15 protein-coding genes are annotated in these 13,723 nt (G+C 61.8%); 9 read left to right on the forward strand and 6 right to left on the reverse strand.

Going from position 1 to position 13,723, the window contains the following annotated elements:
* Nucleotides 1-5: 5 nt before the first annotated feature.
* The 8 genes from BFP89_RS11465 to BFP89_RS11500 all read left to right on the forward strand — a co-directional run bounded on the left by BFP89_RS11465 (nucleotide 6) and on the right by BFP89_RS11500 (nucleotide 8,016).
* Nucleotides 6-1,496 carry an aldehyde dehydrogenase family protein gene (locus BFP89_RS11465; RefSeq protein WP_065885619.1) on the forward strand — a complete coding sequence of 497 codons (1,491 nt, stop codon included), beginning with the start codon at nucleotides 6-8 and terminating at the stop codon, nucleotides 1,494-1,496.
* A gap of 27 nt (nucleotides 1,497-1,523) precedes the next feature.
* Nucleotides 1,524-2,318: an SDR family NAD(P)-dependent oxidoreductase gene (locus BFP89_RS11470; protein ID WP_065885621.1), complete on the forward strand. Its 795-nt coding sequence runs from the start codon at nucleotides 1,524-1,526 to the stop codon at nucleotides 2,316-2,318.
* Nucleotides 2,319-2,330: 12 nt separating this feature from the next.
* Nucleotides 2,331-3,371, forward strand: coding sequence for a WD40/YVTN/BNR-like repeat-containing protein (locus BFP89_RS11475; protein WP_065885622.1), 1,041 nt, complete (start codon nucleotides 2,331-2,333; stop codon nucleotides 3,369-3,371).
* 11 nt (nucleotides 3,372-3,382) lie between these two features.
* Nucleotides 3,383-3,841, forward strand: a complete 459-nt coding sequence (locus BFP89_RS11480) for a VOC family protein (protein ID WP_065885625.1) — start codon at nucleotides 3,383-3,385, stop codon at nucleotides 3,839-3,841.
* Nucleotides 3,842-3,856: 15 nt separating this feature from the next.
* Nucleotides 3,857-4,459 carry an amino acid synthesis family protein gene (locus BFP89_RS11485; RefSeq protein WP_065885626.1) on the forward strand — a complete coding sequence of 201 codons (603 nt, stop codon included), beginning with the start codon at nucleotides 3,857-3,859 and terminating at the stop codon, nucleotides 4,457-4,459.
* A gap of 157 nt (nucleotides 4,460-4,616) precedes the next feature.
* Nucleotides 4,617-6,224, forward strand: coding sequence for a bifunctional 3-(3-hydroxy-phenyl)propionate/3-hydroxycinnamic acid hydroxylase (locus BFP89_RS11490; RefSeq protein WP_065885627.1), 1,608 nt, complete (start codon nucleotides 4,617-4,619; stop codon nucleotides 6,222-6,224).
* Nucleotides 6,221-7,000 (forward strand): 2-keto-4-pentenoate hydratase, encoded by a 780-nt coding sequence (locus BFP89_RS11495; protein WP_065885628.1) that lies wholly within the window; start codon nucleotides 6,221-6,223, stop codon nucleotides 6,998-7,000. Before BFP89_RS11490 ends, BFP89_RS11495 begins: the two co-directional genes overlap by 4 nt.
* A 74-nt stretch (nucleotides 7,001-7,074) precedes the next feature.
* Entirely contained in the window at nucleotides 7,075-8,016 is a 942-nt protein-coding gene (locus BFP89_RS11500) for a helix-turn-helix domain-containing protein (RefSeq protein ID WP_065885629.1), read from the forward strand.
* A 1-nt stretch (nucleotide 8,017) separates the two neighbouring features.
* Here BFP89_RS11500 and BFP89_RS11505 read toward each other — a convergent pair whose 3' ends face one another.
* From BFP89_RS11505 to BFP89_RS11525, 6 genes are all read right to left on the reverse strand, one after another.
* Nucleotides 8,018-8,926 carry an ABC transporter six-transmembrane domain-containing protein gene (locus BFP89_RS11505; protein WP_065885630.1) on the reverse strand — a complete coding sequence of 303 codons (909 nt, stop codon included), beginning with the start codon at nucleotides 8,924-8,926 and terminating at the stop codon, nucleotides 8,018-8,020.
* Complete coding sequence (locus BFP89_RS11510) at nucleotides 8,914-9,216, reverse strand: hypothetical protein (protein ID WP_256097344.1); 303 nt, start codon at nucleotides 9,214-9,216, stop codon at nucleotides 8,914-8,916. Before BFP89_RS11510 ends, BFP89_RS11505 begins: the two co-directional genes overlap by 13 nt.
* A 102-nt stretch (nucleotides 9,217-9,318) precedes the next feature.
* Nucleotides 9,319-9,528, reverse strand: a complete 210-nt coding sequence (locus tag BFP89_RS27395; RefSeq protein ID WP_083208045.1) for a hypothetical protein — start codon at nucleotides 9,526-9,528, stop codon at nucleotides 9,319-9,321.
* Between the two features lie 62 nt (nucleotides 9,529-9,590).
* Nucleotides 9,591-10,667, reverse strand: coding sequence for an ATP-binding protein (locus tag BFP89_RS11515; RefSeq protein ID WP_065885632.1), 1,077 nt, complete (start codon nucleotides 10,665-10,667; stop codon nucleotides 9,591-9,593).
* The gene (locus tag BFP89_RS11520) at nucleotides 10,664-11,392 is read right to left on the reverse strand and encodes a response regulator (protein WP_065885633.1); all 729 of its coding nucleotides are present in this window, start codon (nucleotides 11,390-11,392) and stop codon (nucleotides 10,664-10,666) included. Before BFP89_RS11520 ends, BFP89_RS11515 begins: the two co-directional genes overlap by 4 nt.
* A 167-nt stretch (nucleotides 11,393-11,559) precedes the next feature.
* On the reverse strand, nucleotides 11,560-12,387 hold the full coding sequence (locus BFP89_RS11525) for an AraC family transcriptional regulator (protein ID WP_065885689.1): 828 nt from the start codon (nucleotides 12,385-12,387) through the stop codon (nucleotides 11,560-11,562).
* Nucleotides 12,388-12,571: 184 nt separating this feature from the next.
* Here BFP89_RS11525 and BFP89_RS11530 point away from each other — a divergent pair, with 184 nt between their 5' ends.
* A complete protein-coding gene (locus BFP89_RS11530; RefSeq protein WP_065885634.1) occupies nucleotides 12,572-13,711 on the forward strand; it encodes a tyramine oxidase subunit B in 1,140 nt (379 codons plus the stop codon).
* Nucleotides 13,712-13,723: the final 12 nt, after the last annotated feature.

The following is a 13,723-nucleotide window of genomic DNA, read 5'->3' on the forward strand; positions in this document are numbered from 1 at the left end:
CGACCATGAACCAGCTCCCATTATTACCTGCCGTCCAGGCGTTCCTGGACCAGCCCGGTCGCCTGTTCATCGGCGGTACCTGGCAGGACGCCGCCAGCGGTCGCCGCTTTGCCGTGGAAAACCCGGCCACTGAACAGACCCTGACCGAAGTCGCCCAGGGCGATGAGCGCGATGTGAATGCGGCCGTTGCGGCCGCCCGCGCAGCGTTTACCGGCGCCTGGGCCTTCCAGTCGCCGGCGCAGCGCGGCCTGTTGCTGTTTCGCCTCGCCGATCTGTTGGACCAGCACCGCGAGGAGCTGGCGCAACTGATCACCCTGGAGAACGGCAAGCCGATCGCCAACGCACGGGGTGAAGCGGCCAGCGCGGCCAACATCATTCGCTACTTCGCCGGCTGGCCCAGCAAGATCGAAGGCAGCACGCTGCCCGTCTCGCCGGCCAGCGGCGCGCCGATGCTCAACTACACGTTGCGTGAACCGGTCGGTGTCTGCGCGCTGATCGTGCCGTGGAACTTCCCGTTGACCATGTGCGTGTGGAAGCTAGGCCCGGCGCTGGCCACCGGTTGCGTGGCGGTGCTCAAGCCCGCCGAGCAGACGCCGTTGGTGGCGATTCGCCTGGTGCAACTGATCGAGGCCGCCGGTTTCCCCGCCGGCGTGGTCAACCTGATCACCGGCCTGGGCGCGGACACCGGCGCACCGCTGGCACAGCACCCGGACGTGGACAAGATCGCCTTTACCGGCTCGACCCAGGTCGGTCGGCTGATCGCCCAGGCGGCCACCGGCAACATGAAAAAGGTCTCGCTGGAACTGGGCGGCAAGTCACCCAACATCATCCTGCCCGACGCCGACATCGTACGCGCCGCCAAGGGTGCGGCCGACGGGATTTTCTACAACCAGGGCCAGGTGTGTACGGCCGGCTCGCGCCTGTATGTGCACGACAGCGTGCTCGACCAGGTGCTTGAAGAACTGCAGCGCCATGCCGCCGCCTATGTGCTCGGCAATGGCCTGGACCCGGCCAACAGCATGGGCCCGCTGGTATCCGGCCGGCAGTTGAACACGGTCAAGGGCTACCTGCAGCGGGGCCAGGAAGAGGGCGCCGAACTGATCTGCGGCGGTGGCCGTCCTGAGCACCTGGAGCGCGGTCACTTCATTGAACCCAGCGTGTTCCTGGACCGTGCCGAGCGGGCCTGCGTGGCCCGCGAAGAAATCTTCGGCCCGGTGCTGACCGTGATGAGCTGGAGCGAGATCGACGACCTGGTGCTGCGCGCCAACGACTCGCCCTATGGCCTCGCCGCCGGCCTGTGGACCCGCGACCTGCGTTCGGCGCACCGCGTGGCCGCGCAGCTCAAGGCCGGCTCGGTGTGGATCAACTGTTGGAACGTGGTCGATCCGGCGTCGCCGTTCGGCGGTTACAAGCAGTCCGGCTGGGGCCGGGAAATGGGCAAGAACGTGATTGACGCCTACACCGAAACCAAAAGCGTCTTCGTCGATCTGGCCTGAATCGAATAATCACAAGAGGAAATGGCAATGGATCTGGAATTGAAAGGCCGCGTGGCAATCGTCACCGGTGGTGGCATGGGTATCGGCAAGGAAGTCGCACGCTTTCTCTCCGAGGAAGGCTGCAAGGTGGTGATCTGCGCGCGACGCATGGCGTTCCTGCAACTGGCCGCCGAAGAGATCACGGCACAGACCGGCAATGAAGTGCTGCCGCTGTTCTGTGACACCAATGACATGAAGGCCGTGTCCGAGATGGTCGATGCGGCGTACAAGCATTTCGGCCGCATCGACATCCTGGTCAACGGTGCTGCCGCGCCATCGGGCGTGGTGCGCAATGACATCGAACACGCTGGCGACGATGAGTTGCTGTCGGACCTCAACACCAAGGTGATCGGCTACTTCCGCTGCGCCAAGGCCGTGACCCCGCACATGAAGGCGGCCGGCTTCGGTCGCATCATCAACATCGGCGGGCTCACCGGGCGCAGCAGCAAAGTGCTGTCGGGCATGCGCAACCTGGCGATTGCCCACATGACCAAAACCCTGTCCGACCAGCTCGGCCCGTCGGGCATCACGGTCAACCTGATTCACCCAGGCGTGGTGGATACCCCGCATATCCAGGAGCTGTACGACCGCGAAGCGGTCAAGCAGGGCAAGACCGCGGAACAGGTCGAGCAGGCCTACATCGACGCAACGCCGATTCGCCGCACCCTGGCGCCGATTGAAATGGGCTGGTTGATCGGCTTCCTGGCGTCACCGAAGGCCGGCGCAGTAACCGGTGAGTCCATCGGCATCGACGGTGGTTTGACGCGTGGCATCTATATCTGAGGAGTATCAGAGATGAGTAACGGAACCCTTTTGGTCGCGACCGTCGGGCAAGCGGTGATTCGCAGCGCCGACGATGGCAAGACCTGGCACCGCCTGGGCCTGGGGCAGGACCTTGAGTTCGATGCAATCACCCGGTCCCTGAGTGTGCATCCCGACACGCCGGAGCGGATCTACGCCGGTACCGACGTGGGCTTGTGTGTCAGCCAGGACACCGGCGGGCATTGGCAGCGCATCGATTCGCCGTTCAACGGGCAGACCGTGTGGAAGGTGGCGGTCGACCCACAGGACGCCCAACGGATTTTCGTCGGCACCGGCGCGCCGTCGCGTGCCGTGTTGTGGCGCACCCTGGACGGTGGCCTGAGCTGGGATCGCGCCCCGGTGGAGATCCCGGAGTTCTGCGACGGCGTCAGCCGTCCCCGCTTGCTGGCCTTCGCCTATGACCCCACCGACCGCGACCAACTGTGGTTCGGCCTGGAAGAGGGTGGGCTGTTTCACTCCCGTGACGGCGGTGACAGCTGGACCCGCGTCGACGACCGGCTGCTGTGGGACTACAACTCGGACATCCACAACATTGTGGTACTGCCCAATCACGGTGAAAAAGTCATCGTGGTGGTTTGCGTCAATGCGGTCTACCGCAGCCTGGACGAGGGGCTGACCTGGACCGGCATTGTCGGTCGCGAAGCCTTCGGCCTGTATTACCTGCGCGCCATGAACGCGCCGCTGGGCACGGAAAACGAGCTGTACCTGAGTATTTCCGATGGTACGCCGGGCACCACCAGCAAGATCCTGATATCCCGTGACGCTGCACTCACGTGGACCGTGCTGCCCCTGCCGCAACAACCCAACTCCTGCGTTTGGGCGATTGCCTTCAACCCGGCCAACCCGCGCCAGATCGTGGCGGGCACCAAGTATGGGCACTTGTTCACCTCCGACAATGGCGGGGATAGCTGGCAGAAGCACTGGCGCGAATTCAGCGAGATCGCAGATGTGCTCTGGACGCCTGCCGTGGCGCAGATCAAGGCCGGGCATCAATCCATCGTCAAGAAGAACTGAGGTAATCAGTGATGAAAGTCAAAATCCTTCGGACTCACTTATCGCTATTTGTGAGTGATCCTGATGTGTCGGCACTGTGGTACGCCGACATCCTGGGCATGCACGAAAGTGCCCGGGGCGAAAGTTGGGTCATGATGGCATTTGGCACCAAGCATCACGACATCGCCTTGATTCGTGCAGAACCGGGCGCCCACCAGGGCGGCCTGGGCCTGCAGCACTACGGATTGGAAATCGAAGGTGACATGACCACCTTGCGCCAGCTCTACGGCATGTTGCTGAAGAAGGGGGTGGAGGTGGTGAAAATTACCGATCATGAAATCGGCAACGGCCTGTATTTCAACGACCCCGATTGCAATCGCATGGAATTCTTTCTCGAGACCGAGCATGACGATGCGTGCGGCAAGGCCCGCTTCAAGGCTGCCCGTGCGCCGAGTCGCAACATCACGCTTGATCCCCTTGACCCGATTTGAACCGAGGTTCACCTGATGAAAACCGCGAATTTCGCCAGCTATCACATCCGCAAATGGTACAGCTTCGTCGAAGAAACCCTGGCTAACGAAAGTGGCCAGTTGGCCGATGGCGAACCGGTGTTCAAATACGCCGTGGCCGCCGTGATCGCCAACCCGTACGCCGGTCGTTACAGTGAAGACCTTGCGCAATTGATCGAGCCGTCGCCGCTGCTGGGCGAAGAGTTTGGCCGGCGCATTCAGGCCCTGGCCGGTGCCCGCAAGATCGAAAGCTACGGCAAGGCTATCCTGGTAGGCAGCGCGGGTGAGTACGAGCACGGCAACGCATTCCTCACCAACCCGGCCGCCGACCCGATCCGCGTTGCCCTGGGCGGTGGCAAGTCGTGGGTGCCGTCCACCGGCAAGCGTGGCGGTCCGGGTTCGACCATCGACGTGCCGCTGGCGCACAAGGATGCACTTTACGTGCGTTCGCACTACGACACGTTCTCGGTGACATTCGGCGACGGTCCTTCGCCGGATGAGCTCGTCGTGATCTGGGCTTTCGCCACGCGTGGACGTCTGCATGCACGCTTGGGCGGGCTGAAAGTAGAAGATGTAAAGGGCCTTGACGGCCTGCACTGATAAAAGCACAGCAATTGTAGGAGCGAGCTTGCTCGCGAAGAACCCACAGGCGCCGCGTTCGCTCAGCAAGAACGCGTTATCGTTGAAGTTCTTCGCGAGCAAGCTCGCTCCTACGCGGTGCCGGACCCAAACCACAACAAGAAAGCGGTGAATAGCGATGAAGCAGGAGAAAACCCAGGTTGTCATCGTGGGCGGTGGCCCCAACGGCATTACGGCCGCGCACTACATGGGAATGTACGGTATCGACTGCGTCGTCCTTGAACTGGCCGATGGCATACTGCCTTATCCGCGTGCCGTGGGCATGGACGATGAGGCGTTGCGTGTGTTGCAGGGCATCGGTATCGCCGAACTGGCGGTACGCGACATGATTTGCGATGTGCCGCTGCGCTACTACAACGCGCGCGGCGTGTGTTTTGCCGAAGTCAAGCCAAGTGCTGCGCAATACGGCTGGCCGATGCGCAATATTTTCATGCAGCAACTGCTCGAAGGCACCTTGCGCGAGCATCTCGGGCAGCACGCCAGCGTCGAGTTGCGCCAGGGGCATGAACTGCTTGAACTTGAGCAGGACGGGCAGGGCGTGACGCTGCAGGTGCGCGGCGCCGACGGCGAGATCTACCAGCTCCAGGCCGACTATGCGATCGGCGCCGACGGCGGCCGCTCCACGGTGCGTAAAAAACTCGGCATTGAACTGCTGGGGTTGACCCATCCACGCAAATGGGTAGTGGTCGATACCGCCAACGACACGCTGGACGCACCTTATACAGCCCTGCATGCCGACCCGCAGCGGCCCTTCGTGTGCATCTACTTGCCTTACCAGCAGCGGCGCTGGGAGTTCATGCTGATGGAAGGCGAGGACGAAGCGAAAATGTGCGAAGAGGCGACGATTCGCAAGCTGATCCACGGGCATATCGGCGACGCCGTCGACCAGCTCAACGTCATTCGTATTCGTGCCTACACGCACCACTCGCGCGTCGCGGCGCGCTTTGTCGAAGGGCGTGTGGCACTGGTGGGTGATGCGGCGCATATTTCCCCGCCCTGGGCCGGGCAAGGCCTCAATTCCGGCCTGCGCGACGTGGCCAACGTGGCCTGGAAGCTCGCGGCGATCATCCAGGGCCGGGCGGCGCCATCGATCCTGGCCAGTTACGACCAGGAGCGACGTGGCCACGCCACCGAACTGGTCGCCCTGGCCGACAATATGGGCGCTGTCCTTGGCTTGACCAACCCGCTGATGGCCGGCGTGCGCGACTGGCTGTTCCAGGCCGTCAACAGCGTCGACAATCTGCGCTCGCACTTGCTGGAGTTCAAATTCAAACCCAAAGCGACCATCACCAAGGGGCTGGTCCATCACGAGCGGGCCGAATTGCGTGAGGATGATCTGGTCGGGCAACTGTTCATCCAGCCCAATATCGAAGACGCCCAGGGCCAGCGCCGGCGCCTGGACGAAGTCCTCGGCAACGGCTATGCCGTGCTGGGTTATCGAGTGAACCCGCGCGAACACCTCAGCGAACCGATGGCCGAGTATTGGGCTCGTTGGGGCACGCGTTTCATCCAGGTCAATCGGTCGCGCAGCGGCGTGGGCCGTAACCAGCCGCTGACGGCCAACGACGCCGTGAGTGTGGAAGACGTGGATAACCGCTTGGGCGAATGGTTCTCCAAGGTGCGTGACTGCATCGTGGTGGTGCGTCCGGACCGTTTTGTCGCGGCGATTACCACCCCGGAGCGGCTTGATGGGGTACTGCGCAAGTTGGCGGAGCAATTGTCATGAGCGGCGCCAACGCGTTGCTCGTCCAACTGGACGAGGCCTTGCGCAGCGTCCAGCCCATTGAACCCTTGGCGCCCGAAGCGCTGGACCGGCTGGAAGGCTACGGTCTGCAGCGCCAGGGGCTCGTGCGGCGCCAGGCCGGCGGCGAGCGGTTGAGCGGCTGGAAGGTCGCCTTTGCCGGCCGCGCGGCGCAAGCACGCTTCGGCCTCGACGAACCGGTGTACGGCGGCCTCACCACGGTCATGCAGGTCGAGCCGGGCAGTGCGGTGTCACTTGGGCGGTTGATCCAGCCCAAGCTTGAGATCGAACTGGCGTTCGTCTTCGGGCGCGCGCTGGAACCGGGCGACTACGCGGATGAGGAGATTCTGGCGGCCATTGCCCAGGTGGCGCCGGCGTTCGAAATCGCCGACTGCCGCTGGCAAGGCTGGCGTTTCGGGCTTGGCGCGTTCCTGGCCGATAACGCCGCCGCCGCACTTTACTGTGTAGGGCCGCATGTGCCGTTCGACCCTGTCCGGCATGCCTGCGTGGCATATCACCTGGAACATGAGGGTGTGTATCTGGGGAGCGGCGATACCCTGGACCGAGAAGACACGCCGCTGTTCAACCTGTGCTGGCTGGTGCGACGCCTGCTGGCCGATGGTCATCGCGTGGAGGCCGGGCAGGTGGTGCTCTCCGGTGCGCTACTGGCGCCGATGGATATTCAACCGGGCACTTATCATCTGCACATGCTTGGCACGGAACTGGCTTTGGTTTTCCAGGCGGGCGTTGTGCCTGTCTAACGCCAACCAATGTCACGGACGACTGAGCCCCTTCGGGCCAATAGCAATAACCCGGCGGCCGAGGAGTGACGAATATGCTCGCTGAAGTCCGAACCTTCAATGACTCCCAACAGCACGCCGGCTCGATCCATGGCTGGCAGCAGGTGTATGACCAGCTCGGTCGTGGCTGCCTGACCAGTGAGCTGCGGCAGCTGTCCGGCGATCGCTTCCAGATCTTCCAGGAGGTGCTGGACAAGCGCGTGGTGCAGCATGGCCGCTCGCCCCAGGGCCGCTTGTGCGCAGCCATGTCACTGGGCAACCCTCCGGTGGTCCAGGGGCAGCGGGTAAGTGCGCAGAGCGTGGTGCTGCTGCGTGATGCCGAAGAGTTCGTATTGCATGCGCCGGAAGGCACGCATTTTTTCGCGTTCAACGTCGATGCCGTGCGTTTCGCCAAGCTGGCGGCTTTCGAGTTATCCAATGAGCAACTCAAGCGTTTGACCAGCGTGCCCGCGCTTAACGTGGATGAAACGTTACTGCTGCGCATTCGTCAGCGCATTCACCCCTTGTTTCGTCACTTTCTGCAACACGCGGACGCCATCAGCCCGGCGTCGGAAAAAATCCTCGAAGACGAGCTGCTCGGTGCGTTCCTCGACCTGTTCAGTCACGCCAGCGATGAAGTCCGTTGCCGGCGTGGCAATTTTGCCGTCAGCGCCTATCTGGTCAGGCGCAGCCAGGAATTGATCATCGCCAGTGGCGATACCCCGTTGAGCATCCTGGACCTGTGCGAGCAGTTGCGTGTCAGTCGCAGGACGCTGCAGAACAGTTTTCAGGCGGTAACCGGCATGCGGCCGGTTGAATACTTGCGCAATTTGCGCCTCAACGCGGTCAGGCGACGCCTGATCGAAACCTGCCCGAGCCAGAAAAACGTCGGAGATATCGCCGTGGCCATGGGCTTTTTTCACCTGAGCCATTTCGCCACGCATTACCGCGAGCTGTTCGGTGAATCGCCCTCCGAAACGCGCAGGTCACCGCGCTGAATCACGCCAGGCCTGGGTCCACGCGCTTGCCGATATCCTTGAGCCGCGCCAGTTGGTCGATCATCGAGGGGGCTTCATCCAGGCAACTGACGAAGGTCCACAGGTAGGTCATCACCGCATAGATATGCCCGGCTTTCACCGCCGGCGCCAAGGCCAGTTGAGTGATCGCGACCACGAACAGCAGCGCCGCCAGAATGCCGATGGACAGGAAAGCCACGGCTTCACGATCCGACAGCCAGATGCGCAGCCGCGACAGCACCTGATAGTGGCGGTGCAAGGTGTGCGCACCGACCGTTTCCACCAGGCCGATTTCCTTCTCCAGTCGATTGTTCAGGCGTTCGTGCAAGCGTTGGTTGCGTCGCGCAAAACCCGGCATGAGCGTGACGCACAGCAGCAGCGCCAGCAGACAGGCCAGGCCGACCCAGGGCTCGATCACCAGCAGCATGCCCGCCGCCCCGACGATTGACACCAGCGCGGTGGCGATTGTCGGCACGTGCTTTTCAAAAAAGTCGACGAAGTCCCGTGCCAGCACGACCCGCGCCGCCGCTTTGGAGGTGCTGTGGCGTTGCAGGCGCTGGTTGAGAATCACCGGCACCGCAAGGTCGGCGTAGATGCGCGTAAAGGTCCGCGTGTCCAGCGCCCGCCGGGCCGCGCCGACTACCCAGAAGCCGAGGACCACGGCGGCATACCACAATGCACTGGCGGCATCGCCGCGAATGATCGAGTCCACGGCAAACCCGGCGAACAGCGGGTAAGCCAGCAACAGCGCATTTTCCAGTGCGACAAGCGACAAGGTGCCGAACAATTTACCGGGGTAGGCCCGGGCGATGGCCTTGAGCGTCTGGCTGGCGGATTGCTGCCCCAGCTTTTTACTTTCTTCGAGCAGAATCGGCGGTGTTACGGATGCCATGGTGCACCTGTGGCGCGCGTTGCGCGTTGATGATCGTCGCGGGAGATGCCCAGGCGATAACGCGCTTCATCGGTCATCAACAACAGATCGGTCTGGACTTCTTCGATAATGATTTCCAGGGTGATCAGGATGCAAATGGCCGGCGCCATCAACAGCCAGTGATAATAGGACTGAGTGAGCAACGACGCACAGACGCCCACCAGCCACAGGGCCAGGACACACGACGGCGCATGCCGCTGCAGTGGAATCCAGAAACGCTGCAACTTTCTGAGTTTGAACGTATAGAGCATCAATGATGCTTCCAGTTGTTTAAGGGTAATAGTGTTGCGAGCTGAATGCATTGTAGGCATAACAGTTATCCACGCTAGAGCGTTAAACAAGGGAGCCAGGCGTTACACAGTGCGGTTATTCGCTGCCTGGCGTTCCAGTTCAGGCAGCGGTTTATTGAGCCAGGCGAGATTGACTGCTTCGACTTCCACCCAGTCACCCGGGCTTGGTACTCCTTCGCAACTCATGAAAGCGATACAACGTCCGTGTATGTCCAGTAAGGCAAAGTGGCGATATTTAGTTGCTCTTTTAAATAGGGAAATACACAGGCGCATGCCATCACCTTGGTGAGTGCTGATAAAGCAAACCTCGCTCTACGGTTGTCAGGATTGGATAGTCAAATGGGTGCCGTTGGCCAACTGAGTTCAAATAACGTGCCGCCATTTACAAGTGTTCGACAGGCCACGGCGCCGCCATGGGCCAGTGCAATCGAACGCACCACGGCGAGGCCAAGGCCGCTGCCGCCCTGGGCACGGGAACGCGAACTGTCGCCGCGTTGAAATGCATCGAAAATAAGCTCGGCGAACGGTTCGGCGACCCCCGGCCCCTCATCCGCAACCCTGAGGAAATGACCGCGTTCGTCATTGCCGAGCTGAACGCTGACCTTGCCCGGCGTGGCATGCCGGCGCACGTTGTCCAGCAGCGCCAGCAATGCCTGACGGATGCGGGCAGGGTCGCAGTTCACGGGGCCTTTGCGCAGGTCCAGCAGCAGCACGAACCCGGCAGCGTTCAGGCTGGGTTCGAACAACCGCGCTTCGGCCTCCAGCGCGTCGGACAACTCGACCTGCCGGATTTCAAGTTTCAGGTAGCCGTTATCCCCCATGCCCACGACGCGCAAGTCTTCGACCATGCGGGTCAAGCCTTCGACCTGGCTCAGCAGGCTGTAGAACTGCGCGGTGTCCGGCTCGAATACGCCCTCGGCCAACCCCTGCAAACGGCCACGCAGGATGGTCAGCGGGGTGCGCAGTTCATGGGCAATCGCGGCGTTCCAGAAGGCTTGTTCTTCGGCCATGCGTTTCAATCGGTTCGCCATGCTATTGAAGTCATTCACCAGCCGGGCGGCTTCGCCCGGAGAAACGTCGGGCGCCACTGCCCGTGCATCCAGGTCGCCGTCAGCCAGGCTGCGCAGACTGGCCGCCACCGAGTTCAACGGCATGAGAATGCGTCGGGCCAATTTGACGGCCACCGCCACGCCGACGCCCAGGCTGATGCAGGTGATCAAGCCCATCCAGGCCCATTCCACGCCGCTGGGCAGCCATTCATCCGCCTCCAGCTCCAACTGCGTCGGCGGCGACAGCGCCCACAGCAACGAATAGAACACGTAGGTGCCGACGACCGCGAGTGCGATGACGCAGAGCACCACGGCGGTCATCGACAAGATAATCTGGCGGCTCATGCCGCTGCCGACGTTCATGCCTGGCTCCCGAAGCGGTAGCCGACGCCACGGATACTGGTCGGCACGCCGCGCAGGCCGAGGTCTTCGATCTTGCGGCGCAGCTTGCTGATATGGCTGTCGACCGTACGCTCCAGGCTGTCGCTCTCGGGGGAGCAGAGCACCAGCAGTTCGGCTCGGCTGAACACGCGACGCGGCGACTTTGCCAACTGCGCGAGCAACCTGAATTCGGTCACCGTCAGCTGCAACGGCTGCTTTCGCGTGCCGATGCGCACGCTCACCTCATGGTTGTCGATGTCGATCTCGAAGGGGTCGACGCGCAGCACACTGTGGCCACCGCCATGCCCCTGGTCGGCGCATCGGCGCAGCACGGCCTGGACCCTGGCGATGACTTCCGCCGGGTTGAAGGGTTTGACGATGTAGTCATCGGCGCCTATGCGCAGCCCCATGAGCTTGTCCATGTCCTGATCCTGGGCCGTCAGCATGATCACGGGCGTGTTACCGCGATGACGGACTTCGGCCAGCACCATCCAGCCGTCCAGCTTCGGCATCAGCACATCGAGCAGCAACAGATCGGGCTTGAGCGTCTGATGCAGCTCCAGCGCGCGCCGCCCGTCCTGAGCATGCGCGGTTTTAAAACCGGCGCGCTTGAGGTAGGCCGAGAGGATGTCGGCAATTTCCGGCTCGTCTTCGGCGATCAGGACCAGTGCCTGGTTGGAGCTCGATGCAAGGAGTGATTCAGTCATGGTGTGCTCGGTCGATGTGCTGGGCGGTGTCTCAATGCTGCAACGGCGCGCAGGCGTTCAGCAACGGATAGGATGATGCCTCGTCAGCATGCACGTTCAGCGTAGGATTTATGGAGAAATGATGGAGGCGCTGAATATTTTTTTCGGCGAGGGCAGGGGACAGGGATTCAGGCGAAGCAGATGCGGTCGTTATAGGCGTTTCGCAGCATTTTGCGTTGGTATTCGCAGGGCGTGGTACTGACCAGTTTCTTGAAGTCGCGCAGGAAGTGCGACTGATCGGAAAAGCCCAGGTCCAGGGCCAGTTCCGAGAACGACACATCGTGTTGGGTATTGAGGGTTTCCAGCGCCGCCTGGCAGCGGATGATCCGGCAGAAGGTCTTGGGCGACAGGCCCGTGTCCTGGCTGAACTGACGATGAATGGTGCGGCTGGTGTAGCCACTGAGGTGTTCCAGCTGTTGGATGCGCAGGTCGCCGCGATGGGCGAGCGCCTGTTGAATGACCATGGCCGTCAACTTCGAGGTCCTGCCCATCAGGCGCGGGATCAGATAGTCGTTGAACAGCTTCATTTGCTCCTGCAACTGCGGGGCCTGGACGATGCTCTCGAAAATGCGCTGAGCAAACGCAGACACCTCCAGCAAGTCCCATTCCTGTTCGGTCAGGTCCTCGGCCAATACGGTGATAAAGCCGGGAATCACCCCCGGCGAAAAGCGCACGCCAAAATAATGATGACCCTGCAGCAACTCCACGCGCTGCGCCACCAACGGCGTGCCGCAAATCCTCACGCTGGGGCGCGTGGGGTCACAGTCGAACACGATGTCCACACAGCCGTCCGGGACCGCCAGCAGGTCGGCCGAGTGGGCAACGTCGAAGGCGTAAAAATGCGAGATCGCCGGGTGATCCGAAGGCACTACCGAATAGCGCGATGAATTGAGTACGAACCAGGGTTGTTCGTATGCAGTGTGGTGCTTCAGCGGCGGCGCACACAGGTTGACCATGACCGGACCTTTAAATGGCGTTATGCGCGAATATTCACGCATTTATCGCGCCAATTCCTGTGCGCGGAATAGATGTCGATGTCCGAAATTTACAATACCGCCCAGGTTCGCCCGCTGATACTCAAGGTCGATAGCGTGGAGCCGCGCCTACCGCGGTGATATCACCTTCAGTCCGAGAATAATTATGTCCATTACTACAAAAATAGACTTCATCTACTTGTCCGAGCAGGACATGATCCGCGCCGGCGTGACCGACATGCTCGCCTGTGTGAACACCATGGAAGAGATGTTCGCGCTGCTGTATAGCGGCGACTATCGCATGGCTGGCCCGAACAACGATTCCCACGGCGCAATGTTGATATTCCCGAAGGAATCGCCGTTCCCGAACATGCCCAAGCCCACCGCTGACCGGCGCATGATGGCGATGCCGGCCTACCTGGGCGGCAGTTTCTGCACCGCAGGCGTCAAATGGTACGGCTCCAATATTGCCAACCGCGACAAGGGCCTGCCCCGCTCGATCCTGATGTTCACCCTCAACGACCCCGACACCGGAGCACCGTTGGCGCATATGTCCGCCAACCTGCTGTCGGCCTATCGCACCGGTGCGATCCCCGGTGTGGGTGCGCGCCACCTGGCGCGCAAGGACTCGAAAGTGGTCGGCCTGCTCGGTCCGGGCGTAATGGGCAAGACCACGCTCGCCGCATTCATCGCCGTTTGCCCGTTAATCGATACCTTGAAGATCAAGGGCCGTGGCGAGAAGAGCCTGAATGATTTTCTTGCCTGGGTGAAGGACACCTACCCGCAGATCACCACGATTAAAGTGGTCGACAGCCTCGAAGACGTGGTCCGTGATTCCGACCTTGTTACTTATTGTAGCTCCGGTGAAACGGGCGACCCCTCAAAGTACCCAATTGTGAAGCGCGAGTGGGTCAAGCCGGGTTGCTTCATGGCGATGCCGGCGGCCTGCTCGCTGGACGAAGGCATGGAGCGCGCCGACGTGCGCAAGGTGCTGGACAACACCGGCCTTTACGAAGCCTGGTTCGAAGAACTGCCCAAGCCTGCGCACCACAACGTGCCGGTGATTGGCGTGCGGTTCATGGACATGATCGCCGAAGGCAAGATGCAGCTCCAGGAGCTTGAAGACATCGGCAAGATCATCGCCGGCGATGCCCAGGGCCGCCGCAACGATGAAGAAATCATCATCATGTCGGTCGGCGGCATGCCGGTCGAAGACGTGGCCTGGGGCACGGTGGTGTACCGCAATGCGATCGAAAGAGGCATCGGCGTGAAGTTGAATCTGTGGGAAACCCCGGAGCTGCGCTGAGCCATTCCCTTT

This window comes from Pseudomonas sp. 31 R 17 (assembly GCF_900004915.1).
GTDB classification, from domain to species: Bacteria; Pseudomonadota; Gammaproteobacteria; order Pseudomonadales; family Pseudomonadaceae; genus Aquipseudomonas; species Aquipseudomonas orientalis_A.

Bases quoted from the DNA above. Each gene is read 5' to 3' on its own strand.
- BFP89_RS27395 (WP_083208045.1), bottom strand. From the start codon at position 9,528: ATGCGCCTGTGTATTTCCCTATTTAAAAGAGCAACTAAATATCGCCAC.
- BFP89_RS11485 (WP_065885626.1), top strand. From the start codon at position 3,857: ATGAAAACCGCGAATTTCGCCAGCTATCACATCCGCAAATGGTACAGC.
- BFP89_RS11520 (WP_065885633.1), bottom strand. From the start codon at position 11,392: ATGACTGAATCACTCCTTGCATCGAGCTCCAACCAGGCACTGGTCCTG.
- BFP89_RS11500 (WP_065885629.1), top strand. From the start codon at position 7,075: ATGCTCGCTGAAGTCCGAACCTTCAATGACTCCCAACAGCACGCCGGC.
- BFP89_RS11530 (WP_065885634.1), top strand. From the start codon at position 12,572: ATGTCCATTACTACAAAAATAGACTTCATCTACTTGTCCGAGCAGGAC.
- BFP89_RS11465 (WP_065885619.1), top strand. From the start codon at position 6: ATGAACCAGCTCCCATTATTACCTGCCGTCCAGGCGTTCCTGGACCAG.
- BFP89_RS11490 (WP_065885627.1), top strand. From the start codon at position 4,617: ATGAAGCAGGAGAAAACCCAGGTTGTCATCGTGGGCGGTGGCCCCAAC.
- BFP89_RS11525 (WP_065885689.1), bottom strand. From the start codon at position 12,387: ATGGTCAACCTGTGTGCGCCGCCGCTGAAGCACCACACTGCATACGAA.
- BFP89_RS11480 (WP_065885625.1), top strand. From the start codon at position 3,383: ATGAAAGTCAAAATCCTTCGGACTCACTTATCGCTATTTGTGAGTGAT.
- BFP89_RS11510 (WP_256097344.1), bottom strand. From the start codon at position 9,216: ATGCTCTATACGTTCAAACTCAGAAAGTTGCAGCGTTTCTGGATTCCA.
- BFP89_RS11475 (WP_065885622.1), top strand. From the start codon at position 2,331: ATGAGTAACGGAACCCTTTTGGTCGCGACCGTCGGGCAAGCGGTGATT.
- BFP89_RS11515 (WP_065885632.1), bottom strand. From the start codon at position 10,667: ATGAACGTCGGCAGCGGCATGAGCCGCCAGATTATCTTGTCGATGACC.
- BFP89_RS11495 (WP_065885628.1), top strand. From the start codon at position 6,221: ATGAGCGGCGCCAACGCGTTGCTCGTCCAACTGGACGAGGCCTTGCGC.
- BFP89_RS11470 (WP_065885621.1), top strand. From the start codon at position 1,524: ATGGATCTGGAATTGAAAGGCCGCGTGGCAATCGTCACCGGTGGTGGC.
- BFP89_RS11505 (WP_065885630.1), bottom strand. From the start codon at position 8,926: ATGGCATCCGTAACACCGCCGATTCTGCTCGAAGAAAGTAAAAAGCTG.